Consider the following 25,723-nt stretch of genomic DNA (forward strand, 5'->3'; position numbering starts at 1 on the left):
GCCGGGCCCGCGCATCAGAGGCGCGCGATCCCGAGGGTATCCGGGCTCACCCGCGCCTTGCCGCCGTCGAAGTAAAGCCAGGCGGTCTGGCGCACCATCTTCCACGCTTCGTCATAGGCCTGCTGACCATAGAGCGGCGTGAACAGCGCGGCGCGCGAGGTGGCGTAGTCCTTCAGGCGCTGTGAATTGGCGATGGTGTCGCGCCAGATCCCGGTCATCGTCTGCACGACGTTGTCCGGCACGCCCTTGGGCGACCAGATGCCGAAGTAGTTGAGCGGCGCCGGAATGTCGGGAAGCCAGCGGCGCACGGAGGGGATCTCGATTGCCGGGGCGCTGCCCTGGGCGGCGAGCGTGACGGGATTCTCGGCCTGCACGGCGAGCGGGACCAGCCGCCGCGCGCGGATCATCTCCGCCGCCTCGACCAGCAGCACCGCGCCGAGTGGTGTTTCACCCGAGACAGTCGCGATCATCGCGGGGTTGCCGCCGTCATAGGTGGCGTGGCGGTACTGCAACTGCGTCGCGGCGCGCAGCGCTTCCACCATGTTATGCCCGGCCGAGGACACGCCGGCGGTGGCGATGCCGATGCCCTGGCCGCGAGTCTTCAGAGCCTCCAGCGCCGCGCCGAAGTCGCGGAAGCCGGATTGCGGGTTGGCGACCAGCACGTTCACATTGGCCACGGCGAAGAACAGGTTCCAGTCCGACAACTGCGTGTCCAGCAGGCCGAGCACCTTGTAGCAGCCGACATCGACCGCGGCACCCGCCGCCCAGGTGAGGCCATCCTTCGGCGCTTCCAGCGCATTGCGCGTGCCGATCGACCCGGATGCGCCGGGCTGGTTGACCACCACCACGCGCTGACCGAGCGGGGCTTCCAGTTCCGCCGCGACGATCCGCGCCATCTGGTCGGTCGAACCGCCCGCCGCCCAAGGAACGATGAGCGTCACCGGCCGGTCCGGGCGCCAGGCGCCCTGTGCGCGTAGCGTGGCGGGGGCGGCGACGCCGGCGGCGGTGGCGGCGAGCAGATGCCTGCGAAGCATGTCTTCGACCCTTCCCTCATTCATGCGCCGCGTTGGTCGCGGCGTCCCGGAGCAGTAACCTATCAGTTACCGTGAATGGTGCGGCGCTGTGCGCGGTTGCGTCAAGCCGGGGCGGTCACCCGAATTCCGGGCCGGCCACGGCGGCGAAGCGCGACGCGTCGCCCGGCGTGTCCTCGCCGAGCGCCATGCGGGTGAAGGGCCGCAGCGTCGCGCCGCCATGCTGCGTGAGCCAGGCTGCGAGCCCCTGCCGCGCATCGGGCAGATCGAGGACCGCGGCGCCGGGCAGCGCGTTGCGCGCGGCGGCGATCAATGCGCGCGCCGTGGTGTCGTCCGCCGCGACGACGGGGCCGATCTGCGGCTCGCGCGCGCCATCGCGGGCCAGGGCGAAGCCGCTGCCATCCTCGGCGATGAGGGCGGCCTGCGGCAGGCGGGTGGCGAAGTCGCGCAGCAGCGCGTCACGTGGGGCGCCGAAAGCGGCGGCATCCAGCGCCTGCACCGCCGGCCAATCAGCGGGTGTCATGGGCCGTACGCCCGGCATGGCCGGCAAGGACTGCGGCAGTGACCAACGGGCGAAACCCCAGAGGTCGCGGAAGCCGAGCTGGCGATAGACCGGCTTGCCCGCCGGCGTGGCGTCGAGCGCGGCGCAGCCGACGCCGCGCAGTGCCTCGACCGCCCAGCGCATCAGCGCCGTGGCGTGGCCGCGCCGTCGCTGGTCGGGCCGCACCAGCACCATCGAGATCCAAGCGAGGTCGCCGCCGTAGCGGATCACCGCCGCCGTGGCGGCCAGCGCATCCTGTCCGTCATCCAGCGCGCGGCCTTCGCCTTCGCGCAGGAACAGCGACCAGTCGGGCGCGACCTGGTTCCAGCCGATCAGGAAGGACAGTGCGGCGGCGCGCGGCAGGTCGGCGTCGGTGAGCGGTCGCATGGCGCGATGGCACGATGCGCGGCCGTCCGCGTCAAGCGCTTGACGATCCGGCGCGCTGGCCGCCCACTCGCGCGCATGAAGGAACCCCGACTGCTGCTGATCGGCTGCGGTGCCTTCGGGCGCGTGCACCTTGCCGCGCTGCGCCGGATCGGCGTGGCGGCGGTGGCCTTCGACGCGGATCGCGCGACGGCGGCCGCGACGGGGCTGCCCGTGGCGGAGAGCCTGGAGGCCGGCCTTGCAGCCTGCGACGCCGCGATCGTCGCGACACCGGTGCCGACCCATGTGCCGGTCGCGACCGCCGTCCTGCGGGCCGGGCGCGACCTGTTCTTGGAGAAACCGGCGACGGAGACGGCGGCGGAGGCGGAGGCACTGGCACGGCTCGCCGAGATGACCGGGCGCGTCGCGCAGGTCGGGCTGTATTTCCGCTTCCATCCGAAAGCGATGGCGCTGCGGCGCATGGTCGCGGAAGGCACCTTCGGCCGGCTGCACTATCTCGCCGCGCGCTTCTCGGGGTTGAAGCGGGCGCGCGGGGATTCCGGCGCACTGCTGAACGACGCGGTGCATTTCGCCGATCTGCTGCCCTGGGTTGCCGGTGAAGCGCCGGGGCGCGTCTTCGCCGCCCTGTCCGATCCGCTCGGGCGTGGGCGGGAGGATCTGGCGGTGATCCAATTGATGTTCCCCTCGGGCCTGACCGCGATGATCGAGGCCGGCTGCGTGCTGCCCGGCCGATGGCCCGATGCGGTGGTGCCCGGCGCGGAGACGCGCAAGGAAGTCGTGGTCGCCGGCCATGACGCGCTGGCCGAGGTGGATTTCGCCGCCGAGACCTTCACGTTGCGTCGCGGGTCACATGCGCCGGGGCCAGGGGGCGCCTGGCTGCCGCAGCACGCTGCACGCGAGGATCGCGCCATTCCCGCCGCCGATCCGGTCGCGGTCGTGGCGGCGGAACTCGCCGCCTTTATCGACGCGGTGCGCAGCCGTGCGGCACCCGAGGCCGGGCTGCGCGCCGGCGCGCTTGCCCCCGCGCGCATCCTGGACGCGGCGCGGCGTTCCGCCGCCGAAGGGCGCGTCGTTACCTTGGAGGAACTCACCTGATGCGCATCAGCCTGTGCAACGAGGTCGTGCGCGACCTCGACTTCGCCGCGCAATGCAGGCTGGCGGCATCGCTCGGCTATGACGGGCTGGAGGTGGCGCCCTTCACGCTGGATGCCGAGGCGCCGCATCTGCTGCCAGCGTCGCGCCGCGTGGAACTGCGGCGCGCGGCGGCGGATGCGGGCACCGCCATCACATCGCTGCACTGGTTGCTGCTGGCCCCTGCCGGCCTGTCCATCACCAGCGCCGATCCGACACTGCGCGTGCGAACGCTGGACGTGATGGAACGGCTGGTCGGGCTGGCGGCGGATCTCGGGGCGACGATCCTCGTGCATGGCTCGCCTGGGCAGCGGCGCGTGCAGGCCGATGGCGACGCGGCGCGCGCCGAGGAAGCGATGGCCAAGGCCGGGGATTTCGCGGCACGGCATGGCGCGACCTATTGCGTCGAACCGCTCGATACCGGGCAGACCAACTGGTGCACCAGCGTGGCGGAAGGGGCCGCGATCGTCGAACGCATCGGTAACCCCGCGCTACGGACCATGCTCGACACCTGCTCGGCCGGGAATGGAGAGAGCGAGAGCGTCGTCGCGCTGCTCGAACGCTTCGTTCCAGCCGGCGTCATCGGCCATGTGCATTTCAACGACCGCAACAAGCGTGGGCCGGGGCAGGGGGCGGATCGCTTCGGGCCGGTGCTCGATGCGTTGCGCCGCACCGGCTATGTCGGCTTCGCGGCGGTGGAGCCTTTCGACTATGTTCCCGATGGGCCGACCAGCGCGGCGCGCGCCATCGGTTATCTCCGCGCGCTCGAGGAGACGATCGCATGATGGCGCCACGCTTCCGGCTGCTCGAGGTCGAGCGTTTCGAATGGCCCTTCAAGCTGCGCATGCCCTTCCGCTTCGGCGTCATCACCGTGACACATGGGCGCCAGGCGGTGATCCGCGCACGCATTGCGCTGGAAGACGGCAGCGAACATTGGGGCGTGGCGGCGGAAACGCTGGCAGCGAAGTGGTTCGACAAGGACCCGCGCTGGTCCGATGCGCAGAACGAGGACCAACTGCGCCGAGCTCTGGAGATCGCCAGCGACGCGACGCTTGCGGCCGGGGCCAATACCGCATTTGGGCACTACGCTGATGCCTATGCCGCGCATGTCGCCGCTTGCGGGGCGGAAGGGTTGAACCCGCTGGTCGCCGCCTATGGCCGCGCGTTGCTCGACCGCGCCATGCTGGATGCACTGCTGAAGGCGAAGGGGCTATCCTTCGCTGAGGGCCTGCGCGCGAATATCGGCGGCATGGTGCCGCATGCCGCGCTGCCCGACCTGCAAGGCGTGGACTTCGGCGCGATGCTGGCCTCGCTGTCGCCGGCGCGGCGGATGCACGCGCGGCACACCGTTGGGCTGGTCGACCCCATCACGGCCGCCGACCAGTCGGACCGTGTCGATGACGGCCTGCCGGAGACGGTGGAGGAGGTCGTCGGCACCTATCGCCACACATGGTGGAAGCTGAAGGTCGGCGGCAATGTCGCCGCGGATGTGGAGCGGCTCTGCCGCATCGCCTCGGTGCTCGACCGGCTGCACGGCTATCACGTCTCCCTCGACGGCAATGAGCAGTATGAGGATGCCGAGGGCGTGCTCGCCCTGTGGAAGGCGATGCAGGCGGAACCGCGCCTCGCGCGGCTGAACGCGTCCATCGCCTTCATCGAGCAACCGGTGAAGCGGGCGAAGGCGCTGGAGGGTGCGATGGGCGCGCTCGCCGCTGCGCGGCCGGTGATCGTGGATGAAAGCGACGGTCCGCTCGACGCCTTCGTGCAGGCGAAGGCGCTGGGCTACACGGGCATCTCGTCCAAGGCGTGCAAGGGGGTATGGCGGTCGCTCATCAACCTTGCGCGCTGCCGCGCCTGGAACGCTGCGGAGGCCACGCCGCGCTACTTCATGAGTGCCGAGGACCTGACCACACTGGCCGGCGCCTGCGTGCAGCAGGATCTCGCACTGGTCAGTGCGATGGGCCTGACCCATGTCGAACGGAACGGCCACCATTTCGTGGACGGCTTCGCCGGCCGCCCCAAAGCCGAGGCGGTGCGCTTCATGGAGGCGCATCCCGACCTCTATGCCGACACGCCGCGCGGGCCGCGCCTTGCCATCTGCGATGGCATGCTGGAACTGGGGTCGGTGGTGGCCGCGAAGGGACTTGGTGCCGCGATCGAACCCGATACCGCGGCCATGGAGCGCATGCCCAAGGCCGCCTGGCCGCCCGGCTGACCGCGGCCCCGCTATTGCCCGGGGGCATGGCTGCTCCTGACCATTACGTTGGCGAGGCATTCGCCTCCGCGGCGTGCTAGCCTTCCCATGCGGCCCCGGCAGAGGGTCGGAACAGGAAGGAACAACCCCCATGCACATGCAACGCCGCGCCCTTCTGGGCGCCGCCGGTGGCGCTGTTGCGCTCGCAGCGGCTCCGGCCTTCGCCCAATGGCAGCCGAGCGAACGATACCCGGACCCGGCGGTCCAGGTCCTGGACCCTTCCTTCAACCGTTACCGCCTGCTGCTGGCCAGCGTGGAGCGGCTCTATACCGGCGCGCGCTGGTCGGAAGGGCCGGCGTGGTTCGGCGACCAGCGCTGCCTGATCTGGTCCGACATCCCCAACAACCGCATGCTGCGCTGGCACGAGACGACGGGCCGCACCGATGTCTTCCGCGGACCCGCCAACAACGCGAATGGCAACACACGCGACCGGCAGGGCCGCCTCGTCACCTGCGAACACCTGACACGCCGCGTCACGCGCACCGAACCCGATGGCGCCATCACGGTCATCGCCGACCGCTTTGACAACAAGCCGCTGAACAGTCCGAATGATATCGTGGTGAAGCGCGATGGGTCGATCTGGTTCACCGACCCGCCCTTTGGCGTGCTCGGCTTCTACGAAGGAGAGATGGCGCAGCCCGAGCTGCCGACCAACCTCTATCGCGTCGATGGCCAGACCGGGGCGATCCAGGTGATGACGGGCGATGTCGGCCGCCCCAATGGCCTGGCCTTCAGCCCCGATGAGCGCATCCTCTACGTCGTTGAGGCCGCCGCGACGCCGCGCGTCATCCGTGCCTTCGATGTGGGTGGGGAAGGCGCGCAGACCCGGCTGACCAACAACCGCATCTTCTACCAATGCCGCGACGGGGAAACGCCGGACGGCTTCCGTGTCGATGTGGACGGCAATCTGTGGTGCGGCTGGGGCATGGGCACGGCGGAACTGGACGGCGTGCGCATCATCAACGCCGCCGCCGCGTCGATCGGGCATATCCGACTGCCGGAGCGCTGCGCCAACCTCGCCTTTGGCGGGCGCTTCCGCAACCGGCTGTTCATGACAGCGTCGCATTCCCTGTACAGCCTCTATGTGAACACCCAGGGCGTGGCGGGCGGTTGAGCCGGCCGTCGCGGCGGGCCATGCTGCGGCCCGCCGCGATACCTCAGGGGGAAACAGCACCATGACCGACGACGCACGCTGGCAGCCGAGCCTGCGCTACCCCGACCCGTCCATCGTCGCACTGGATCCGTCCTTCAAGCGCTACCACCTCGCCCTGTCGGCGGTCGAACGCCTGTATCATGGCACCCGCTGGGGTGAGGGGCCGGTCTGGCTCGGCGATGCACGCTGCCTGCTGTGGTCCGACATCCCGAACAACCGCGTGCTGAAGTGGGAGGAGGAGACGGGTGCGGTCTCCGCCTGGCGCAAGCCGTCGAACAACGCGAATGGTCATACGCGCGACCGCCAGGGGCGGGTCGTGGCCTGCGAGCACCTCGGCCGCCGCGTGGTGCGCTTCGAATATGACGGGTCGATCACCGTCCTCGCCGACAGTTTCCAGGGCAAGCGGCTGAACAGCCCGAACGACGTGGTGGTGAAGTCCGACGGGTCGATCTGGTTCACCGATCCGCCTTTCGGCATCCTCGGCTGGTACGAGGGCGAGAAGCACACGCCGGAGCTGCCGCACACCAATGTCTATCGCATCGACGGGCAGACCGGCGCGATCACGCTGGTGGCGGATGGCATCGACCATCCGAACGGCCTCGCCTTCAGCCCGGACGAGAGCATCCTCTACATCGTCGAGAGCCGCGCGGAGCCGCGCCGCATCCTCGCCTATGAGGTGGCCGGGGCGACGTTGCGCAACGGCCGCGCCTTCATCACCTGCCAGCCGGGCGAGACGCCGGACGGCTTTCGCGTGGACATGGACGGCAATCTCTGGTGTGGCTGGGGCATGGCGCCGGGCTTCGATGGGGTGCGCGTGTTCAACAATGCCGGCGCGCCGATCGGCCATATCCATCTGCCGGAACGCTGCGCCAACGTCGCCTTCGGCGGGCGGCACCGCAACCGGCTGTTCATGGCCGCGGCGCAGTCGCTCTATGCCTGCTACTTCAACACGCAGGGGGTGGCGGGCGGCTGAGGTCTGCCGGCACGCGCACCGTCAATGACAGGAGCCTGTAGGACAGGCTCTTGCCATGTCCGTCGAGGTTCAGCGAGCCGTTCACCCCGCCTTCCAGCACGTCGTCGATGACGAAGTTGAAGGCGTGGATCAGCGGCAGATCGTAGCGGACGCAGCGCGTCGCGCCACGATGCGCGAACAGCGCCAGTACGCGGGCTTCCGTCACCTGTTCGGCCAGCAGCGGATACAGCGCGGGGTCGTAGGGCATCAGCGACAGGTTGCCGCGATTGCCCTTGTCCCCCGCGCGGGAATGCGCGACCGAATGCAGCGGCACCTCGATCAATTCCATGCCCGTGCCTCCAGCACCCGCACCTCGGTCGGCACCATGTCCCGCGGGACCAGGAAGGACCGCGTCAGGATGCGCGGCGTGACGCGCCAGCGTGCGCCGGACGTACCGGCGGTACCGCAGCACAGCATCGCCAGCACCTCCCGCGCTGCCTGGTCGGCGTCGTCGCGCGTCGTGGTCTCCACGGCGAGGCGGATGCGGATGTCGGGCGGTTCCGGCCCGTCATAGGATCGCCACAGCGCACCGTCGTCGGAATCGTGTACGGCGGAGACGCCGATCAGGTCGGCCCGTGCGCGCCGCGCCAGGCCGCGCTGCTTCACGCGCTGCAGCAGCACATCCGCGGTCGCCCGCGCGCGCGCCAGCGCGTTCGGCCCGGCGACCGAGACCTCGCCCTCGCCAAGCCAGGACCCCTCGTAGCAGGCGGTCACTTTCAGCCGGTCTGGCCGCGCATGGCCGCGCACGCCGCGCAGCGCAACGCGGTCGTGGCCGGCCTGGTCCATCGTCACGCCGGTGATGTCCATGACGACATCGGGTGTCAGATAAGCAGCCGGATCGTGCAACTCGTAAAGCAGCTGTTCCTTGATGCTGCGGAGATCGACGAGGCCCCCGGTGTCCTCCGGCTTGGTGATCACCATGGACCCGTCGCGCGCGACCTCTGCGATCGGGAAGCCGATATTCGCGGGATCGGGAATGTCCTTGAAGCCGGGGTCCCAGAAGACGCCGCCGGTCACCTGCGACCCGCATTCCAGCAGATGCCCGCAGGCCGCGCCGGCGGCCAGCGCCTGCCAGTCATCCTCCGCCCAGCCGAAGTGATGCATCAGCGGCGCGATGGCGAGCGAGGGATCGGAGGTGCGCCCCGCCACCACCACCTGCGCGCCCTTGGCCAGCGCCTCGACCAGCGGTGCTGCGCCGATATAGGCGTTCGCCGACACCAGCACCCATGACGACATGTCGAAGCCCGCATCGGCTTCATGCGCCGTGAGATTGCCAAGATCGACGCTACCCGACACGTCATCGCCGGTGACGACGCCGATGCGCAGGTCGGGGATGCCGAGGCGCCGTGCCAGCCGCGCCACGCAGCGCGCCGCCGCCACCGGGTTCGCCGCGCCGAAATTGCCGAGGATCGGGATGCCCGCCTTCGCGCAATCGGCCAGGATCGGTTCCAGCAGGCGTTTGAGCATGGGCTCATACCCGGCCTCCGGATCGCGGCGCTTCTCGATCTGCGCCAGTGCGATGGTGCGTTCGGCGAGGCATTCGAAGAACAGCGCCGCGGGCTTTCCGGACCGGATCAGCGCGCGCACCACGGGCGGCGCCGCATCGATGCGGTCGCCGGAAAAGCCCGAGGCATTGCCCACCAGGAACAGGTCACTCATGCGCAGCATTCCTTCAGCGCCGCGGCGAGCAGCGGCAGGTCGTCGTTATCGAGAGCGATCGGGTTCACCGCCAGCACGCCGCGGCGGATGCGCGACGCGTCCAGATGCACCGCGGGGTCGCGGGCACGCAGCGCAGCCTCGACGGCTTCGGCTGTGGTGCGATCGGCGAAGCGCAGTTCCAGCAAGGGCAGGCCGGGCTTGGCCCCATCCGGCAGCAGCACCGCCCGCGGCACGGCGCCCCGCAGCGCCTCCAGCCGCGCCGTCCAGCGTGCCGTGCGCGCCGCCGGCTCCTCCGCGACGAAACGACGCAGTGCGGTGATGAGGCCGACAATCTCCTCCTTCCCCACCTTCGCGACGCGGCCGATGCCGTGATGCGGTAGGTAACGCAACTGGTTGAGCGGTGCGAATTCCGGCGGCGACACGAACTGCGCCTCCGGCAGGTCGAGGTCGAGCATCTGCACCAGCGCGCTGCTCACCAGGTCGCGTCGCCCGGCGAGGATGCCCGATGCTTGCGGCCCACCGATCGCCTTACCACCGGAAAAGCAGACGAGGTCGGCACCTTCCGCAATGAAGCGACGCAGATTCTCCGCCGGCGGCAATTGCGCGGCGGCATCGACCAGCACCGGGATGCCGCGCGCATGGGCCACGCGCACGATGTCGACCAGCGGCGGCTCCGCGTTTCCACCCGCCAAGTGGAATATCGCGGCGGTGCGCGGCGTGATCGCCTCGGCGATCTCACCCGCGCTCGCATCGCGCACGCCGGGACCGGACAGCCGATCGGGGATGCCGACCTCGACGATCACGCCGCCGGCGACGCGCAGCGCGCGATCATACATGTTGCGCTGGCTGCGGCTGACGACGAATTCGTTCGGCAGGCCCGTGCTGTCCGGCAGCCGGTTCATCGCCGCGGGGTCGAGCCGCGCCATGCACGCAGCCGCGCCCAGCATCAGCGCGGCGGCGGCACCGGCGGTGACGATGCCGGCCTCGGCACCCGTCGCCTCGGCAATCGCACGTGACGCGGCGGCTTGGATGTCGTGCATCTCGACGCAGCCGCGCGCCGCCGCGGCCATGGCATCCGTGACCTCCGGCGCCAGCCTCCCTCCGCCGAGGCGCGTATTGGTGCCATAGGCGTTGATGATGCGCTGCGCGCCGAGCCAGCCGGTCATGCCGGGCTCAGCCCGTCCTCGGCATCCGTCAGGCGGCTTGGCCGCAGTGCGCCGATGCGTTCCAGTAGCGGATGCGCGGTCGCCGCCAGATGCCCACCGACGCGCTTGAGGTCGCGCACCACTTCCAGCACCACGCCGCGCGTCGCGATCTCGGCTGGCGCCGTCGCAAGCGAGAAGTCGCGCGCCGCATCGGCTTCCTCGATGCGCATGCGCTCCTTCTCCTCGATCAGCTGGCGGGCGGCAGCGACGTCCTCCCGCATGAAGGCGGCGATCGCGAGCTGCAACTGCTCGAGCCCACGCTCATGCATGCCCTGGATGGCATCCATCATCGCGCCATCCAGCCGCACCCCCTCCTTCGCCCATTTCGCGGCGACGCGGGACAGGCTGCGATCCAGCACGTCACCCGCGCTTTCCAGGTGCAGCACGAACGCACGGATCTCGGCGACGCGGCGCTGGTCCTCCTGCCCCAGCAGTTCGGGCCGCAGCCCGGCGAGGTAGACCTGCACGGCGCGGTTCAGCCGATCCACCACCTCGTTCAGCCGTGCGACGCGCTTGCCCAGGTCGCGATCCTCGGTGCGGAAGCCGGTGGCGACGGCACGCAGCATTTCCTCCAGCGCATCGGCCTGGCGCAGCGCCTCGCGTTCCGCATTGGCCAGCGCGACCGGGGGCGAGTGCAGCGCGGCCTCGTCGAGGTAACGCGGCGCAGCAGGATCGCCGGCAGCACCTGCCTCGGGCAGCAGCCGTTCCAGCATGCGGGCGAAGGCCGGCAGCAGCGGCAGTGCCGCGACCGCCAGCACGATGTTGAAGGCCAGGTGTGCATTGGCAACGAAGCGCGTGGGCGCGGGATCGAGCCACAGCATCGCCTGCGTCACCCAGGGCAGTGCCGCCAGCACGATGACGCCGCCGACCAGCCGGTTTGCAAGATTGCCGAGCGGCACGCGCAGCCGCGCCCATTCGCTACGATCGCCTTCCAGCACCGGGTTCAGCGCGCTGCCGATATTCGCCCCGACCACCATGGCGATCGCTGCCTCCGGCCCGATGACCCCGGCCGCATGCAGGGAGGCGATGAACAACACTGCCGCGACCGAGGCATGCATCGCCCAGGCGATGACGGCCGCGATCAGCAGGTTCGGCAGCGGAAGATCCGCCACGGCGCTGAGCACGCCGCGCAGCGCCGGCGATGTCTCGACCGGCGCCATCACCGCGACCATCATGTGCAGCGACAGCAGCATCAGGCCGAGGCCGATGCTCGCGCGGCCGAGGTCCCGCCGCCGGCTCTGCGCACTGCCGCGGAAGGCGACGACGCCGATCAGGATCAGCAGCGGGGCGAGTGCGGAGACGTCGAAGGACAGCACCTGCACGATCAGCGCGGTGCCGACATTGGCACCGAGCATCGCTGCGAGGCCCGGCACCAGCGCCACCGCGCCGCCAGCGCAGAAGGAGGCGACCATGAAGGCCGTCGCGGTGCTGCTTTGCAGCAGCGCGGTCACCGCGAGTCCGGCGGCGAGCCCCCGCCGGCGATTGCCGAGGCCGACGCCGAGGCGCTGCCGCAGCCGGCTGCCATAGGCACGCATAATGCCGCTCTGCACCATGTGCAGGCCCCACAGCAGGAGGGCGGCGTACCCCGCCAGCTCCAGCAGCAGCCAGGCTTCAGCCATCGTCGTCCCTTCGGTTCGTCAGTGTCCGGGCCACCGCATCCTGCCAGATGGCGTGGCGGTGCGCTGCCTCTCCCCGCTCCATCGCCGGCACGAAGCGGCGCTCCAGCCGCCAATGCGTCGCGCCGGAGGCCCCGGGCGGCGGGCAGAGCCCCGCCTGCAATCCGGCAAGATAGGCAGCGCCGAGCGCCGTCGTCTCCCGCACCATGGGCCGGTCCACCGGCGCGCCGAGCAGGTCGGCGAGGAACTGCATGGTCCAGTCCGAGGCGACCATGCCGCCATCGACGCGCAGCACGGTCCCGGCCTCGCCCGGCCAGTCGGCACGCATGGCGTCGATCAGGTCGCGCGTCTGGAAGGCGACGGACTCCAGCGCCGCGCGGCACAGCTCGGCGCGGCCGGCCCCGCGCGTCAGGCCGAAGATCGCCGCGCGTGCCTCGGCATCCCAATGCGGCGCGCCGAGGCCGGTGAAGGCGGGCACCAGCACCACCTCCTGCGCCGGATCGGCCTTGGCGGCGAGTTCCCCGGCTTCGGCGGCCGTGCCGATGATGCCGAGCCCGTCGCGCAGCCACTGCACCGCAGCCCCCGCGACGAAGATCGCGCCTTCCAGCGCATAGGTCCGGCGCCCGCCGAGCTGGTAGGCGATGGTGGTCAGCAGCCGCGAACGGGAGGCGACCGGCGTGTCGCCGGTGTTGAGCAACGCGAAGCAGCCGGTGCCGTAGGTGGACTTCACCATGCCCGGCTGGAAGCAGCCCTGGCCGACCGTCGCGGCCTGTTGGTCGCCGGCGAGCCCGCGGATCGGCACCGCCACGCCGAGATGCTCGGCCTCCGTCACGCCGTATTCCGCGGCGCAGTCGCGTACCTCGGGCAACAGGGCGCGCGGGACACGGAACAGTCGCAGCAATTCGTCATCCCAGTCGCCGCCGCGGATGTCGAACAGCATGGTGCGCGCGGCGTTGGTCGCATCCGTCGCGTGCACCCGCCCGCCAGTCAGCCGCCAGACCAGGAAGCAATCCACCGTGCCGAAGGCGAGGCTGCCGCGTTCTGCCGCCGCGCGCGCGCCGGGCACATTGTCCAGCAGCCAGGCAAGCTTGGTGGCGGAGAAATACGGATCGGCGAGCAGGCCGGAGCGCTGGGTCAGCAGAGGCTCCAACCTCTCCGCGCGCAGCCTGGCGCAATGCTCGGCGGTGCGGCGGTCCTGCCAGACGATGGCGCGGTGCAGGCAGCGCCCGGTGGCGCGGTCCCACAGCAAGGTCGTCTCGCGCTGGTTGGTGATGCCGATGCCCGCCACGCGCTGCGGATCGCCGCCGGCAGCCGCCAGCGCGCCGCGCAGCGTGGCGAGGCTGGTCTGCCAGATGTCCTCCGGTTCATGCTCGACCCAGCCGGGGGCGGGGAAATGCTGGGGCAGTTCCTCCTGCGCGGTGGCGATCGGGCGCAGCGCTGCGTCGAAGACGATGGCGCGCGTGCTGGTGGTGCCCTGGTCAAGGGCGAGCAACAGGTCCGCGGTCATGCGATGGCGATCTCCTCCGGCACCGAGGATAGACGCTGTGCCGCCCGGGGGCGATGGTTGCCGCGACCAGGAGGGACCCGGCATGGCCGTCACGCTCTATGACCTCTGCGGCGCCGATCCGGCGCGGCGCTTCAGCCCCTATTGCTGGCGCACCCGCCTGGCCCTGGCGCAGAAGAGGCTGGCGACGGAGACGATCCCCTGGCGCTTCACCGAACGCGACGCGCTCGTGCCGCATGGGGCGGAGAAGGTGCCCGTGATCCTCGACGGCGGCAGGGCGGTCACGGATTCCTGGGCTATCGCCGAGTATCTCGAGGATACCTATCCGGAGCGGCCATCGCTGTTCGGCGGGCCCGGTGGGCGGGCGCTGGCGCGCTTCCTGAACGGGTGGGCGGATGCGACGCTGATCGCCGGGATCGGGCGGCTCATCGTCTCCGACATCCCGGCCCTGCTGGCGCCGGAAGACGCCGCGTATTTCGTGACGAGCCGGGAGAAGCGCTACGGCATGGCGCTGGCCGCCGTGACGGCGGATCGCGAGGCGCGCGTGCTCGCGTTCCGCGAGAGCCTGGTGCCGCTGCGGCTCGCGCTGCGCCACGCGCCCTTCCTGCATGGGGACGCGCCCGGCTATGGCGACGCCATCGCCTTCGGCCCAATCCAATGGGCGCGCTGCTGCAGCCCCTTTCCCATCTTGCTGCGCGACGATCCGTTGCATGGCTGGCGGGAGAGGATGCTGGATGCGCATGGCGGCATCGCCAGGGCGGTTCCGGCCTTCGCGGGGGCGTAGATCCGCACCGAAAATCTTGCATCACGGCAGCGAAACGCGCCCGATGATGGTCGGACAGGGAGAACCGCCATGAACCGTCCTGCCATCATCGTGGCTGCGTTGCTGACGGCGGCCGCAGCCACCACCACCTTTGCGCAGACGCGGCCCTATACGACCGGCCCGCAGAACATCGAGGTGCCGGCCGACTGGCAGCAGCGCTTCATCCGCTACTCCACGGTCGACAATCGCGACCGAAAGATCATCCGCAACATCTTCATCAATCCGGAAGCCTTCGCCGAGTTGAGGCCCGGGCAGCCGCTGCCTTACGGCAGCCTGGTGATCCTGGCGGACCAGCGGGCGCGGCTGGATGCGCAGGGCAATCCGCTGCTCGACGCCAACGGGCGTTTCATCCCCGAGCCCGCCTTCATTTCCATGAACGTGCAGCAGAAGGAACGCGGTTGGGGCGAAGGCTACGGCCCCGACATGCGCAACGGCGAATGGGAATACGCCCGATTCAGCCCGACCGATGGAAGCCGCCTGCCAGGTCCGCTGAATGCCTGCTTCACCTGCCACCTGCAGAATCGCGCGCAGCAGGATTTCACCTTCACCACCTGGGACTACGCCAACCGTAGCCGCTGAGGGAGTGCCGCGATGCCTGCACCCGTGCTGATCCGCGACGCCGCCTGGGCGGTGGTGTGGGAGGCTGCGGCACGGCGCCACGCCTATGCGCGCGGCATGGATGTGCTGCTGGATGGCGGGCGCATCGCCGCCATCGCGCGGCACGATCCCGATGCGCCGGTGCCGCCGGGGGCGGAGGTGGTGGATGGACGGCGGCTGCTGGTGATGCCGGGCCTCGTCAACATCCACACCCACCCGACGACGGAACCGGCCGCGCGCGGCGTGCGCGAGGACCATGGCGTGGCGGAACAGCAGATGACCGGACTGTTCGAACGGCTGCAGGCCTTTCGCCTGGACCAGGCCGGCCAGGCGGCGGCGATGCGGCTGGCCTATGCCGAGCTGATGTCGGCCGGCGTGACCTCCGTCGTCGATCTCTCTCCGCCCTTTCCGGAATGGCTTGGCATCATGCGGGAGAGCGGGCTGCGGGTCTGGGCCGGCCCTGGCTATGCCGCCGCGCATTGGGGCATGTCGGCGCCACAGACCGTGACCTGGATGTGGAACCGCGAGAACGCCCGCACCCAGTTCGAGGCCGCCAAGCGCGTGATGAAGGAGGCCGATTCCGACAATTCCGGCCGCCTGCACGGCATCGTCTTCCCCGCCCAGATCGACACGGTCGAGGAGGACATGCTGCGCGAATCCATCGCCTATGCCGGCGAGACGGGGCGCCCTTTCACCACCCATATCGCCCAGGCGGTGGTGGAGGTGCGGGAGATGATCCGCCGCCATGGCGTGACGCCGATCCAATGGGCGGCGTCGATCGCGCTGCTGACGCCGCGAAGCATCCTCGGCCATGCGATCTTCGTCGATGAGCATGCGTCGATCGGCTGGCACACGGCGAAGGATATCGGGCTGGTGGCGGATCACGGCGCGACGGTGGCGCATTGCCCGTCGCCCTTCGCGCGGTATGGCGAGCACCTGAAGCATTTCGGCAAGTACCGCGCGCGCGGCGTGAACATGGGCTTCGGCACGGATTGCGCGCCGCACAACCTCATCGAGGAGATGCGGCTCGCCATTCTGCTGGCGCGCAACGCGGTGCGCGACGTGGCCGCCGCCGATACCGGGAGCGTATTCCACGCCGCGACCGCCGGCGGGGCGGAGGCGCTGGGCCGGCCGGATCTCGGGCGGATCGAGAAGGGTGCCGCCGCGGATGTGGTGCTGGTCGACTTGGCGCATCCCTTGATGTCGCCGCCGCGCGACCCGCTGCGCGCGCTGGTGTTCCACGCCGCGGACCGTGCGGTAAAGCGCGTGATCGTCGCCGGCGAGACGGTCTTCGCCGATGGCCGTCCGACCCGCCTTAGTGTGACGGAGGCCGCCGGCATCCTGGCGGAGAGCCAGGCACGCATGCTGCGCGATGCGCGTGGCCGGGACTACCGTGGCCGCAGCGGCGACGAGATCGCTCCGCTTGCTTTGCCGTTGCATTGAGGCGCCGCCCGTCTGCGAGGGCGGAGTGCCAGAAGAAGGAGGGGGTTCGGGGGAGTTCTCTCCCCCGCCCTTCTACTCCACCACCGCGACCTGCCGCGGATCGATCCGCAGCCACACGGTCTGCCCGACCTCGTGCGTTTCCAGCGGCGGCGCGGCCGCACGCAGGCGCAATCCGGTCCCCTTCGGCTGCACCACATAGTCCCAGGCTTCGCCGAGATAGGTGCGCTCGGCGATGGCCGCTTCCAGCACCAGGGCCTCGCCGGCCGGCGCGGCCCGATGGATCGCCATGGCCTGCGGGCGGAGCGAGACGAGCACCGCGCCATTGGTGGTCGCGGGCAGGCCGGCCTGGACCGCGGAGCCGAGGCTGACGCCGTCCAGCAGCAGTGTGCCGCCTTCGACCCGCGCTTCCAGCAGGTTGGTGCGCCCGACGAAGCCGGCGACGAAGCGGGTGCGCGGGCGCGTGTAGAGCAGGTGCGGCGCGTCGATCTGCTCGATGCGGCCGGCATTCATCACCGCGATCCGGTCGGAGGTGGCCATCGCCTCCCCCTGGTCGTGGGTGACGTAGACGGTGGTGATGCGGAACTCGTCGTGCAGGCGACGGATCTCGAAGCGCATCTCCTCGCGCAGGTTGGCGTCGAGGTTGGAGAGCGGTTCGTCCAGCAGCAGGACGGAGGGCTTCACCACGATGGCGCGGGCGAGTGCGACGCGCTGCTGCTGCCCGCCGGAGAGTTCCGCCGGATAGCGGTGTGCCAGGGCGTTGAGCTTGACGACTTCCAGGATCTCGCCGACGCGCTGCTTCACCTCGGCGCTGGGCAGCTTGCGCAGCTTCAGGCCGAAGGCGACGTTCTCCTCGACCGTCATATTCGGCCAGATGGCGTAGGACTGGAAGATCATCGACATGCCACGACGTTCGGGCGGCACCACCGCGCCAGGCGCGGACAGAACCTTTCCATCCACCGAGATGGTCCCGCCGGTCGGATCGACGAAGCCCGCGATCATACGCAGCGTCGTGGTCTTGCCGCAGCCGGAGGGGCCGAGGAGAGAGACAAACTCCCCTTCCTCCAGCGTCAGGTCCACCCCGTCGACGACGGTAAGCTTCCCATAGGCCTTGGTCAGGCCGGTGAGCGTCAGACGCGGCACGCTATTCCCTCCGCAGCATGAAGTCGCGGCCGACCAGCTTCATGCCGATGCCCACGATGGCCAAAGTGATGACGAGCAGGATGCCGCCGAAGGCGGAGACGACCTCGAAATTGCCCTGTTCGGTGAGGTCGTAGAGCAGCACGGACATGGTCCGCGTGCGCGGCCCGACCAGGAAGATCGCGGCCGAGAGTTCGCGCGAGGCGACGATGAACACCACCAGCCAGCCGCCGAGCAGCGAGGTCTTGAGCAGCGGCGCCGTCACCTTGCGGATGGCATGCAGCCGCCCTGAGCCGAGGATGCGGGCGGCTTCCTCCATTTCCGGATGCACCGCGCGGATCGCCGCCTGGGAGGAGGCATAGGCGATCGGCAGGAAGCGCGAGGCGAAGGCGAGGATGATCAGCAGCGCGGATCCGTAGAGCGACAGCGGCGGGCCGGCATAGGCGGCGTAGAAACCGATCGCCATGACGATGCCCGGGATGACGAAGGGCGCCATGGCGAGGAAGCCCAGCGCATCGGCGAAGCGCATCAGCTTGCGCACGACGATGTAGGCGACGAGCAGTGCCAGCACCACCGCGATGGTCGCCGAGGCCGCCGAGAACCACACCGTGTTCCACACCGCCTGCGGCGCCATGTCGTGTTCGAACAGCAGGAAGCGGTAGTTGCGGAACGTAAGGTTGTCGAGCGAGAAGCCGCGTCCCCAGGCCTTGGCGAAGGAAGCCTGCAGCAGCACGATGAGCGGCTTCACGACCGACAGCAGCGCCACCATCAGGCACCAGCCGAACAGCACCCAGCGCCAGGGGCCGAGCTTCACCTCGCGCCGCTCGCCGCCCTTGCCGGTCTGCGAGACGAAGCCCTTGCGCGCGAGCATCAGCTTCTGCACCGCGATCAGACCCATGGTGATCAGCAGCAGCGGCATGGCGAAGGCGGAGGCGACCTCGACGCGGACCGGGTCCTCGAAGAACTGCCACAACTGCGTGGTGACGACGTTGATGCGCGCGGGAATGCCGATGATCGCCGGCGTGCCGAACAGTGCGATCGTCTCCAGGAAGATCAGGATGAAACCGCCCAGGATCGACGGCCAGACCAGCGGCAGCGTGACCTTGCGCATCGTCACCCAGGTGCCGCCGCCGAGGATGTTGGCGGCGTCCTCCATCTCGGAGGAGATCAGGTCGAGCGCGGATTTCACGAAGATGAAGACCAGCGGGAAGGAATGCAGCGCAATGACGAAGGCCATGCCGGTGAAGGAGTAGATGTTCACCAGCGGGTCATGTGCCCCGGTCAACCCGCGCCAGACCACGTTGATCCAGCCGGCATTCGGTCCGGCGAGCAGGATCCAGCCGATCGCGCCCAGATAAGGCGGCATGATGAAGGCGGCCAGCACGATTGCCCAGGTGAAGCCCTTGCCTGGCATGTCCGTGCGCGACACGGCCCAGGCCATCGGCACCGCCAGCACCACCGATATCGCCGCCGAATAGGCGCCGAGCAGCAGCGAATTGCGCACCGCATCGAGGTAGCGCTGCCTGCCATAGGCGGTCAGGTAGTTCTGGAAGGTGAACTCGCCCGTGTCCTGCATCTCGAAGGAGATGACGAACATCTTGAGCAGTGGTGCTGCGACCAGCACCAGCAGCGCCGCGATGAGGACGACCCACAGGATGGTAACCGGTTCCAGGAGGCGGAGGCGGCTGGGTCGCGCCGCCGCCCCCGGCAATGCAGTAGCACTCATCCGATCAGACGCCGAAGATCTCGCGCCACTGCTCCCGCACTTCCGGCACGCCCTTTTCCGCATCCTCCAGGCTCGGTGCCAGCATGGTCACCTGGTCGAGCGGGCGGGATCCTTCGGGCGGCGGCACGTCGGGGCGGATGCTCTCGTTGAACAGCAGCCGGACCGCGGCGGACAGCGCCGGGCCGGTCTGGAATTCCTGGAACAGCTTCGCCGCATTCGGATGCGGCGCATTGGTCGGGATGCCCGAGGGCGACAGCGCCGCGATCACCCCTTCCGTCGGGTAGATCACCTTAAGCGGATTGCCGCGCGACGCGGCGAACAGCGTCGAGGCGGACGGCACGGCGACGCCGACAGCACGCTCGCCCGCCGTCATCATCGTCACCGGGTCGATCGAGGAACGCCCGACCTGCGGCTTGTTGCGCTCGAAGCGGCGGAGGTAATCCGGGCCGTACATGGTGCGCATCTGCAGCGCCCAAAGCCCGATCGCGCCGCTGAAGCCGGGATGCCCGACGGCCAGCTTGTCCTTCCATTTCGGGTCGAGGACATCCGTCCAGGACTTCGGCGCCTCGGCCTCCGACACCAGGGTGGTGTTGTGGCCCATCAGGTAGATGCCGAGGAAGGAAGACTGGAAATAGTCGTCCGGGTCGGCCTGGCGCAGGATCGGCAGCAACCCGTCCGCATTGAGCGGCCGGAACTTCACCAGCCGGTTCTGCCGCTTGAGCTGGATGTAGTGCCCGCCATTGGTCGAGGAGAAGACGTCGCACTGTCCGACGCCGGCGCGGAAATCCTGCGACAGGCGCTGGAAGGCGACCTGCGAGGTGCTGCGCACCACGTTGCAGCGCACGCCGGGATAGCGTTCGTTGAAGGCGCGCCCGGCGGCCTCCGAGGCATCCGCGCTGTATTGCCCGGTGTACCAGGTGATCTCGCCCTCGCGCTTCGCTGCCTCGTACAGCGTGCGCTCCTGCTCATTCATAGGGGCTTGCTGCGCCCATGCCTTGCTGGACGCGGCGGCCCAGGTTGCAAGGGCGAGCATCTGTCGCCTGTCGATCAGGAACATCCGGCTTCCTCCCATCGATTGCCTGCGCCGGCCGCCTTTGGCGGTCACGTCGCATCGTGGTTCATTCTTGGACGGTGGAAACGTTGCCACTCGGCCCGGTGCCTGTAAACCTCTGCTCATGATGAGGGAGAGAACGATGTCACTGATGGACCGCATCGGCGTCGATGTCGGCCGCAAGCTGCGGCTCGAGGACGCCATCGAATGGGCCGCGCGCAACGAAGTCCGGCACATCGACATCCAGCTCGATACCGGTGCGAACGCCGTGACGCTGTTCGACGACGCCCGCTGCCGCGCAATCAGGCAGAGTGCCCACGCCAATGGCGTTTCCATCGCGCTGCACACGCTCTCAGCCGTCAATGTCGCGGAATACTCGCCCTTCCTGTCCGAGGCGGTGGACGCCTATCTGCGCGCCTATATCGAAGTCGCACCGAAGCTCGAAGCCGAGTGGATCGTCGTGCATGCCGGCTACCACTTCACCGCCGACGTGCCGATGCGCATGCAGGCCGGGCGCGACCGCCTGCAGCGCATGGTGAAGCACGCCGAGCAGCATGGCGCGCTGCTGCTGCTCGAGAACCTGAACCGCGAACCGGAGAATGCCGAGGTCCACTACCTCGCGCATACGATGGAGGAATGGCGCTACTACTTCGACGCCATCGACAGCACCGCCTTCGCGCTGTCCTTCACCGCGAACCACGCCCATCTGCTGCCGCCCGGTGTCGGTGGCTTCGTCGCGGAGATCCCGCTGCACCGGGTGAAGGAAGTGCGCCTCGCCGATTGCTGGCGCAATGGCTACGAGGAGCACCTTATCCCCGGTAAGGGCGACTTCGATTTCGGCGCCATGTTCGCCCTGCTGGAGGGCAAGGGGTATCGCGGCGCCTACACCAACGCCTTCGGTACGCTGGAGGATATGCAGGCGGCGCGCGGATACATGGTGGACAAGGCGCGCGCCGCGGGCGTTGCCGTGGGCTAAAGCCCCTCCAGCACCACCTTCCCGATCATCGTCCCGCTTTCGACCAGCCCGTGCGCCTCCCGCAGGCGCGCGGCGGTCGCATGGCCCAGGTTGTGCGTCATGGTGTGGCGGATGCGACCGTGGTCCACCATCTCGGACACCGCGTTCAGCAGATGGTGCTGCTCGATCATGTCATGCGTGCCGAAGATCGGTCGGGTGAACATCAGCTCCCAGTGCAGGGAGACGGATTTCGGGCTCAACTGCCGCGCATCGATCGGCGCCGTGGATTCGATCAGCAGTACCGCCCCCTGTGGCGCGACGGAGGCGACGATCTGGTCCCAGTTCCGCGCTGTCGTGTTGGTCGAGAAGACATAGCGCGGCTTCACCCCGATCACCTTGAGCTGGGCGGCGATGTCTTCCCGGTGATCGACGATGTGATGCGCGCCGAGATCGCGGCACCATTGCGCCGTCTCCGGGCGCGATGCCGTCGCGACGATGGTCAGCGCGGTGCGCTGCCGGGCGATCTGGATGACCATCGACCCGACGCCGCCCGCGCCGCCGATCAGCAGCAGCGCCTCCCCCGCGCCGGCGCCCTCATGGATGCCGAGCCGGTCATGCAGCCCTTCCCAGGCGGTGATAGTGGTCAGCGGCATCGCCGCGGCTTCCGCGAAGGACAGGGATTTCGGCTTGCGCCCGACGATGCGCTCATCGACCAGCTGCAATTCGGCGTTGCTGCCGGGGCGGTTCACCACGCCCGCGTAGAACACCTCATCGCCCGGCTGGAATAGTGTGCAGAGCGGCCCCACGGCGCGCACCACCCCGGCCGCGTCGAAGCCGAGGACGCGCGGGCCGTCCTTCGGTTCCTCGGCGCGCCGGCGCTTGGCGTCGACCGGGTTCACCGACATCGCACGCACCTCGACCAGCATGTCGTGGCCGGCGGGATCGGCAGGGGCAGGGATGTCGAGGTCCAGCAGCGCCTCCGGATGGTCCGCCGGGTGGCACTTCGTGAAACCGATGGCCTTCATCGCATCCTCCGCGTCGTTGCGCGGGATATAGGCCGGATTCAGCTCACGCGCAGCAGGGACGGCCCGTTGTCGCGCAGCCATTCCTGCGCGGCCTCGCGATGCGGCGTCAGGCGTTCCACATGCACCCAGAAGCGCGCCGAGTGGTTCAGCTCGCGCAGATGCGCGACCTCATGCGCCACGACGTAGTCGAGCACCCAGTCCGGCGCCATCACCAGGCGCCAGGAAAAGGCGAGCGTCCCGTCCGGCGCGCAGGACCCCCAGCGGCTATGCGTGTCCTTCACCCGCAAGGCGCGGATCTTCACCGCGAGGGTCGCGGCATGTCCCTCCGCCAGCACGGCGATGCGTCGCTTTGCCTCGGCGCGCAGGAAGTCCTTCACGCGGCGGGCGAGGAATTCCGGGCGGCCGGAGACGATGATCGTCGCACCATCCAGGAAGGCGCCGCCGCGCGCGTCCGGGTCGTGGCGGATCACATGTGGCCTGCCGCCGATCAGCACTTCCGCGCCGGGGGCGAGTTCCACCGTCGGGCTCAGCGCCGCGAGGCGCTGCATGACCCAGGCCGCATGCGTCGTCAGCAGCGCCATGCCGGCGCGGCGCGCGGTGCGCATCGGCAGCGTCACCACCACCTCCCCGGCGCGCGGGTCGATGCGCAGGCTGACGCGGCGCGCGCGGGCCGAACGGCACCAACGCACCGGGCAGCCGACAGGCGCACCGAGCACCCCGGGACGCAGCACGATGGTTTCCGAATCGGGCAAGGCCATGCGCCAACTTGGCGCAGCACCCCCGCGCGGTTCAACCGCTTGACAGAGAAAGACGTCACGCGACCACTTCGCAGCATGCCCGATGCGCTCCGTCCGTTGCCGCCCCTGCTGCTGCTCGGCACGATCTGGGGTGCGACGCCCGGCTTCGTGAAGCATCTTGGCGCCCTCGGCTGGCCGCCGCTGCTGATCGCGACCTGCGCAGGGGCGGGCAGTGCGCTGATGCTGATCCTGCTGTGCCGGATGCGCGGCCTGGCGCTGCCGCTGTCGCGTGCGCATCTGCGCCACTACGCGGTGTCGGGGCTGAGCGGCCTAGCGCTGGCGAATCTCATCGGCTTCACGGCCTTGCTCCACGTGCCGGCGGGCTTCTTCTCCCTGCTGGTGCCGCTGTCGCCGATGCTCACGGTGCTCGGCGCGGCGCTGCTGGGCATGGAACGCATCACGCCGCGGCGCATCCTGGGCACGGTGCTGGGCCTGTCCGGCGTGCTGCTGGCGATGGCGCCCGGTGCGGCGCTGCCCGATCCGGCGATGCTGCCCTGGGCCTTGCTCGCCGCACTCACGCCGGTCTGCTACGCGGCGTCGAACCTGATGGGAGTCTGGCTGGCGCCGCGCGACACGCCGCCCCTCGCGCTCGCCACGGGGACGCTGACGGCCGGGACGATCGCACTGGCCGTCCTTGCGATCCTCGCAGGGCAGGTCCACGCGGTTCCGGCGCAGGGCATACCGGTGTCCGCGTTGCAGGCGGCGGCGATGGCCACCGCCTTCATGCTGTATTTCCGCTCGCTCGGCGCCCATGGCGGCGTTGTGACGTCCCAGACTGGGTACATCATCACCATCACAGGCATCGCCTGGGGCTGGATGCTGTTCGGCGAAAGGCCGGGATGGCTGACCATCCCGGCCGCGCTGCTGGTCTTCGCCGGGCTCGCGCTGGTGACGCTGCCCGGCCGGAGCGTCAGCCGATCAGGTGCTTGAGCTCGGTCTCGACGAAGGCGAAGGGCTTGTCGCCGACATTGACCACGTTGTGCTCGATGCCCGCAGCGCGCGCATAGGCCACGCCTTCCTTGATCTCCGCGGTCGCCGTCTGGCCGCCGGGCAGTTCCAGCAGCATCGAACCGTCCGACACCGGCACGACGACATAGGCCATGCCGTGCCGGTGCCAGCCGGTCTCGGAACCCGGCGGGAAATCCCACCGAGTCACGCGGACATTCGCGTCATCCACCTGGACGGTGGCGATGGCCGGTTCGCGGCAGCGGAGCGGCTCGTTCATTCCGCGGCAGCCTTCGCCGGCGACAGGCCCGGCAGCGGAATGGCGCCGGCGGCGGTCCACGCCGCCCACACCTTGTCACCCTGCTCCTGGTTCAGCGGCAGGTGCGGCGGACGGATCACGCGCCAGCCGGCATCGCCGGTGCTGCGCGCGATGATCTCCCGCAGGCCCGGGATCAGCGGCACGGAGGTCGCGGCGCGGCGCGTCGCCGTCAGCGTCGCCTGCGCGGCATCTGCCTCCGGCCCCGTGCGCTTCGCATAGACGATGCCGCCCCAATGGGAATTGCCGTTCGACGCCGCGGTGATGCAGCCCGCGCCACCCTCGGCGAGGATCTGCTGCAGGAATTCGTCGCTGCCGGAATAGACCTCGAAGCCATCCGCGGCGAAGGCCTTCACCATCGCGAGCATGTTGGCGTAGTCGCCGGACGAATCCTTCACGCCCTTGATGGTGCCCGGGAAGGCCTTGATCAGCCGGCCGAGCAGGTCGAGCGTGAACGGCACCGCCGATTGCTGCGGGAAGTGGTACAGATAGACCTTCACCCCGCCGCCGACGCGGTTGATCACTTCGCTGAAGTAGGCGAACAGCCCGTCATCCGACGGACCCTTGTAGTAGAAGGGCGGCAGCATCAGCACGCCGGGGCAGCCGGCGTCGCGCGCATGCTTCGTCAGTTCCACGGAATCGGTCAGCGACGCACAGCCCGTGCCCGGCATCATCTTCGCCGCCGGGATGCCGCGCGCGATCAGCCCCTCCAGGATCGCCTTGCGCTCATGCAGGCCGAAGGAATTGGCCTCGCCGGTCGTGCCGAGTACGCCCAGGCCATTGCATCCATTCGCCAGCAGCCAGCGCGCATGCGCCGCCATGCGGTCGAGGTCGGGCGTCAGGTCCGGGCCCATCGCCGTCAGCACCGCGGCATTCACGCCGCCATAGATCGCGTTCTTCATCCGGCTCTCCTCCGGTTCTTCGCCCCGGGCGGCCAGTTTCCCGGCCAGGCGACGACATGGTCCTGAAAATCCCCTGCCTCGCGTTCCGCCACCGTGCGGCCGCGGACCGAGACGCCCGCTTCATGCACCGTTTCCGGGCTGCCGGAAACCAGGGGATGCCACCAGGGCAGATCCTTGCCCTCGGCCAGCAGCCGATAGGCGCAGGTCGGCGGCAGCCAGTCGATGGCGGCGACGCGCTTGGGCGTCAGCTTCACGCAATCGGGCACACGCGTCTTGCGGTCCGCATAGTCCTTGCAACGGCAGGATTCACCATCCAGCAGCCGGCAGGCGACATTCGTGTAGGCGAGGCGGTCGGTGTCCTCGTCACGCAGCTTGTGCAGGCAGCAGCGGCCACAGCCGTCGCACAGGCTTTCCCATTCGGCGCGCGTCATGGCGCCGAGCGGCTTGGTGCGCCAGAAGGGGGCGGATGCTGTCACCGCGGCAATCTAGACCACCGCGGTGGCGCGCTCCATCGGT

General features: G+C 69.6%; 25 protein-coding genes. 10 read left to right on the forward strand and 15 right to left on the reverse strand.

Going from position 1 to position 25,723, the window contains the following annotated elements; all coding sequences use genetic code 11:
- Positions 1-14: 14 nt before the first annotated feature.
- Positions 15-1,034 carry a tripartite tricarboxylate transporter substrate binding protein gene (locus AC2YHJ_RS00920; RefSeq protein WP_487393418.1) on the reverse strand — a complete coding sequence of 340 codons (1,020 nt, stop codon included), beginning with the start codon at positions 1,032-1,034 and terminating at the stop codon, positions 15-17.
- A gap of 115 nt (positions 1,035-1,149) precedes the next feature.
- Positions 1,150-1,959, reverse strand: a complete 810-nt coding sequence (locus AC2YHJ_RS00925) for a GNAT family N-acetyltransferase (RefSeq protein ID WP_487393419.1) — start codon at positions 1,957-1,959, stop codon at positions 1,150-1,152.
- Positions 1,960-2,034: 75 nt separating this feature from the next.
- Here AC2YHJ_RS00925 and AC2YHJ_RS00930 point away from each other — a divergent pair, with 75 nt between their 5' ends.
- From AC2YHJ_RS00930 to AC2YHJ_RS00950, 5 genes are all read left to right on the forward strand, one after another.
- Positions 2,035-3,051 carry a Gfo/Idh/MocA family protein gene (locus AC2YHJ_RS00930; RefSeq protein ID WP_487393420.1) on the forward strand — a complete coding sequence of 339 codons (1,017 nt, stop codon included), beginning with the start codon at positions 2,035-2,037 and terminating at the stop codon, positions 3,049-3,051.
- Positions 3,051-3,872 carry a sugar phosphate isomerase/epimerase family protein gene (locus tag AC2YHJ_RS00935; protein ID WP_487393421.1) on the forward strand — a complete coding sequence of 274 codons (822 nt, stop codon included), beginning with the start codon at positions 3,051-3,053 and terminating at the stop codon, positions 3,870-3,872. Before AC2YHJ_RS00930 ends, AC2YHJ_RS00935 begins: the two co-directional genes overlap by 1 nt.
- The gene (locus tag AC2YHJ_RS00940; protein ID WP_487393422.1) at positions 3,869-5,302 is read left to right on the forward strand and encodes an enolase-like domain-containing protein; all 1,434 of its coding nucleotides are present in this window, start codon (positions 3,869-3,871) and stop codon (positions 5,300-5,302) included. Before AC2YHJ_RS00935 ends, AC2YHJ_RS00940 begins: the two co-directional genes overlap by 4 nt.
- A gap of 130 nt (positions 5,303-5,432) precedes the next feature.
- Complete coding sequence (locus AC2YHJ_RS00945; RefSeq protein ID WP_487393423.1) at positions 5,433-6,455, forward strand: SMP-30/gluconolactonase/LRE family protein; 1,023 nt, start codon at positions 5,433-5,435, stop codon at positions 6,453-6,455.
- A gap of 61 nt (positions 6,456-6,516) precedes the next feature.
- Entirely contained in the window at positions 6,517-7,467 is a 951-nt protein-coding gene (locus AC2YHJ_RS00950) for an SMP-30/gluconolactonase/LRE family protein (protein WP_487393424.1), read from the forward strand.
- Here the strand turns inward: AC2YHJ_RS00950 and AC2YHJ_RS00955 are convergent.
- Genes AC2YHJ_RS00955 through glpK form a run of 5 tightly spaced genes read right to left on the reverse strand, consistent with a single transcriptional unit; the run spans position 7,439 to position 13,493 of the window.
- Positions 7,439-7,795, reverse strand: a complete 357-nt coding sequence (locus tag AC2YHJ_RS00955) for an AtuA-related protein (RefSeq protein ID WP_487393425.1) — start codon at positions 7,793-7,795, stop codon at positions 7,439-7,441. The genes AC2YHJ_RS00950 and AC2YHJ_RS00955 overlap by 29 nt on opposite strands.
- Positions 7,786-9,165 carry an acyclic terpene utilization AtuA family protein gene (locus AC2YHJ_RS00960; RefSeq protein ID WP_487393426.1) on the reverse strand — a complete coding sequence of 460 codons (1,380 nt, stop codon included), beginning with the start codon at positions 9,163-9,165 and terminating at the stop codon, positions 7,786-7,788. Before AC2YHJ_RS00960 ends, AC2YHJ_RS00955 begins: the two co-directional genes overlap by 10 nt.
- On the reverse strand, positions 9,162-10,331 hold the full coding sequence (locus tag AC2YHJ_RS00965; protein ID WP_487393427.1) for an aminotransferase class V-fold PLP-dependent enzyme: 1,170 nt from the start codon (positions 10,329-10,331) through the stop codon (positions 9,162-9,164). The genes AC2YHJ_RS00960 and AC2YHJ_RS00965 overlap by 4 nt, the downstream gene beginning before the upstream one ends.
- The gene (locus tag AC2YHJ_RS00970; protein ID WP_487393428.1) at positions 10,328-11,989 is read right to left on the reverse strand and encodes a Na/Pi cotransporter family protein; all 1,662 of its coding nucleotides are present in this window, start codon (positions 11,987-11,989) and stop codon (positions 10,328-10,330) included. The genes AC2YHJ_RS00965 and AC2YHJ_RS00970 overlap by 4 nt, the downstream gene beginning before the upstream one ends.
- Positions 11,982-13,493, reverse strand: coding sequence for a glycerol kinase GlpK (gene glpK / locus AC2YHJ_RS00975; protein WP_487393429.1), 1,512 nt, complete (start codon positions 13,491-13,493; stop codon positions 11,982-11,984). The genes AC2YHJ_RS00970 and glpK overlap by 8 nt, the downstream gene beginning before the upstream one ends.
- Before the next feature lie 82 nt (positions 13,494-13,575).
- Here glpK and AC2YHJ_RS00980 point away from each other — a divergent pair, with 82 nt between their 5' ends.
- From AC2YHJ_RS00980 to AC2YHJ_RS00990, 3 genes are all read left to right on the forward strand, one after another.
- The gene (locus AC2YHJ_RS00980; RefSeq protein WP_487393430.1) at positions 13,576-14,274 is read left to right on the forward strand and encodes a glutathione S-transferase family protein; all 699 of its coding nucleotides are present in this window, start codon (positions 13,576-13,578) and stop codon (positions 14,272-14,274) included.
- A gap of 69 nt (positions 14,275-14,343) precedes the next feature.
- The gene (locus AC2YHJ_RS00985) at positions 14,344-14,892 is read left to right on the forward strand and encodes a cytochrome P460 family protein (RefSeq protein ID WP_487393431.1); all 549 of its coding nucleotides are present in this window, start codon (positions 14,344-14,346) and stop codon (positions 14,890-14,892) included.
- A 12-nt stretch (positions 14,893-14,904) separates the two neighbouring features.
- A complete protein-coding gene (locus AC2YHJ_RS00990; RefSeq protein WP_487393432.1) occupies positions 14,905-16,353 on the forward strand; it encodes an amidohydrolase family protein in 1,449 nt (482 codons plus the stop codon).
- A gap of 72 nt (positions 16,354-16,425) precedes the next feature.
- Here AC2YHJ_RS00990 and AC2YHJ_RS00995 read toward each other — a convergent pair whose 3' ends face one another.
- The 3 genes from AC2YHJ_RS00995 to AC2YHJ_RS01005 are packed head-to-tail and all read right to left on the reverse strand — an operon-like array spanning position 16,426 to position 20,189.
- Positions 16,426-17,493, reverse strand: a complete 1,068-nt coding sequence (locus tag AC2YHJ_RS00995; RefSeq protein ID WP_487393433.1) for an ABC transporter ATP-binding protein — start codon at positions 17,491-17,493, stop codon at positions 16,426-16,428.
- A 1-nt stretch (position 17,494) separates the two neighbouring features.
- Positions 17,495-19,216, reverse strand: coding sequence for an ABC transporter permease (locus AC2YHJ_RS01000; RefSeq protein WP_487393434.1), 1,722 nt, complete (start codon positions 19,214-19,216; stop codon positions 17,495-17,497).
- Positions 19,217-19,220: 4 nt separating this feature from the next.
- Positions 19,221-20,189 carry an ABC transporter substrate-binding protein gene (locus AC2YHJ_RS01005; RefSeq protein WP_487393435.1) on the reverse strand — a complete coding sequence of 323 codons (969 nt, stop codon included), beginning with the start codon at positions 20,187-20,189 and terminating at the stop codon, positions 19,221-19,223.
- A 220-nt stretch (positions 20,190-20,409) separates the two neighbouring features.
- Between AC2YHJ_RS01005 and AC2YHJ_RS01010 the strand changes: the two genes are divergently transcribed.
- Positions 20,410-21,243 (forward strand): sugar phosphate isomerase/epimerase family protein, encoded by an 834-nt coding sequence (locus tag AC2YHJ_RS01010; RefSeq protein WP_487393436.1) that lies wholly within the window; start codon positions 20,410-20,412, stop codon positions 21,241-21,243.
- Here AC2YHJ_RS01010 and AC2YHJ_RS01015 read toward each other — a convergent pair.
- Both AC2YHJ_RS01015 and AC2YHJ_RS01020 read right to left on the reverse strand, forming a co-directional pair.
- Positions 21,240-22,247 carry a zinc-binding alcohol dehydrogenase family protein gene (locus AC2YHJ_RS01015; protein WP_487393584.1) on the reverse strand — a complete coding sequence of 336 codons (1,008 nt, stop codon included), beginning with the start codon at positions 22,245-22,247 and terminating at the stop codon, positions 21,240-21,242. The two genes, AC2YHJ_RS01010 and AC2YHJ_RS01015, sit on opposite strands and share 4 nt — an antisense overlap.
- A gap of 38 nt (positions 22,248-22,285) precedes the next feature.
- The gene (locus tag AC2YHJ_RS01020; protein WP_487393437.1) at positions 22,286-22,978 is read right to left on the reverse strand and encodes a M48 family metallopeptidase; all 693 of its coding nucleotides are present in this window, start codon (positions 22,976-22,978) and stop codon (positions 22,286-22,288) included.
- 102 nt (positions 22,979-23,080) lie between these two features.
- On the opposite strand from AC2YHJ_RS01020, the gene AC2YHJ_RS01025 reads away from it, so the two are divergent.
- Positions 23,081-23,974, forward strand: a complete 894-nt coding sequence (locus AC2YHJ_RS01025; protein ID WP_487393438.1) for a DMT family transporter — start codon at positions 23,081-23,083, stop codon at positions 23,972-23,974.
- Here AC2YHJ_RS01025 and AC2YHJ_RS01030 read toward each other — a convergent pair.
- The 3 genes from AC2YHJ_RS01030 to AC2YHJ_RS01040 are packed head-to-tail and all read right to left on the reverse strand — an operon-like array spanning position 23,955 to position 25,683.
- Entirely contained in the window at positions 23,955-24,269 is a 315-nt protein-coding gene (locus AC2YHJ_RS01030; RefSeq protein ID WP_487393439.1) for a cupin domain-containing protein, read from the reverse strand. The two genes, AC2YHJ_RS01025 and AC2YHJ_RS01030, sit on opposite strands and share 20 nt — an antisense overlap.
- A complete protein-coding gene (locus tag AC2YHJ_RS01035; RefSeq protein ID WP_487393440.1) occupies positions 24,266-25,207 on the reverse strand; it encodes a dihydrodipicolinate synthase family protein in 942 nt (313 codons plus the stop codon). Before AC2YHJ_RS01035 ends, AC2YHJ_RS01030 begins: the two co-directional genes overlap by 4 nt.
- A complete protein-coding gene (locus AC2YHJ_RS01040) occupies positions 25,204-25,683 on the reverse strand; it encodes a YcgN family cysteine cluster protein (protein WP_487393441.1) in 480 nt (159 codons plus the stop codon). Before AC2YHJ_RS01040 ends, AC2YHJ_RS01035 begins: the two co-directional genes overlap by 4 nt.
- Positions 25,684-25,723 lie beyond the last annotated feature (40 nt).

Source organism: Roseomonas sp. SRI_022, from assembly GCF_057586215.1.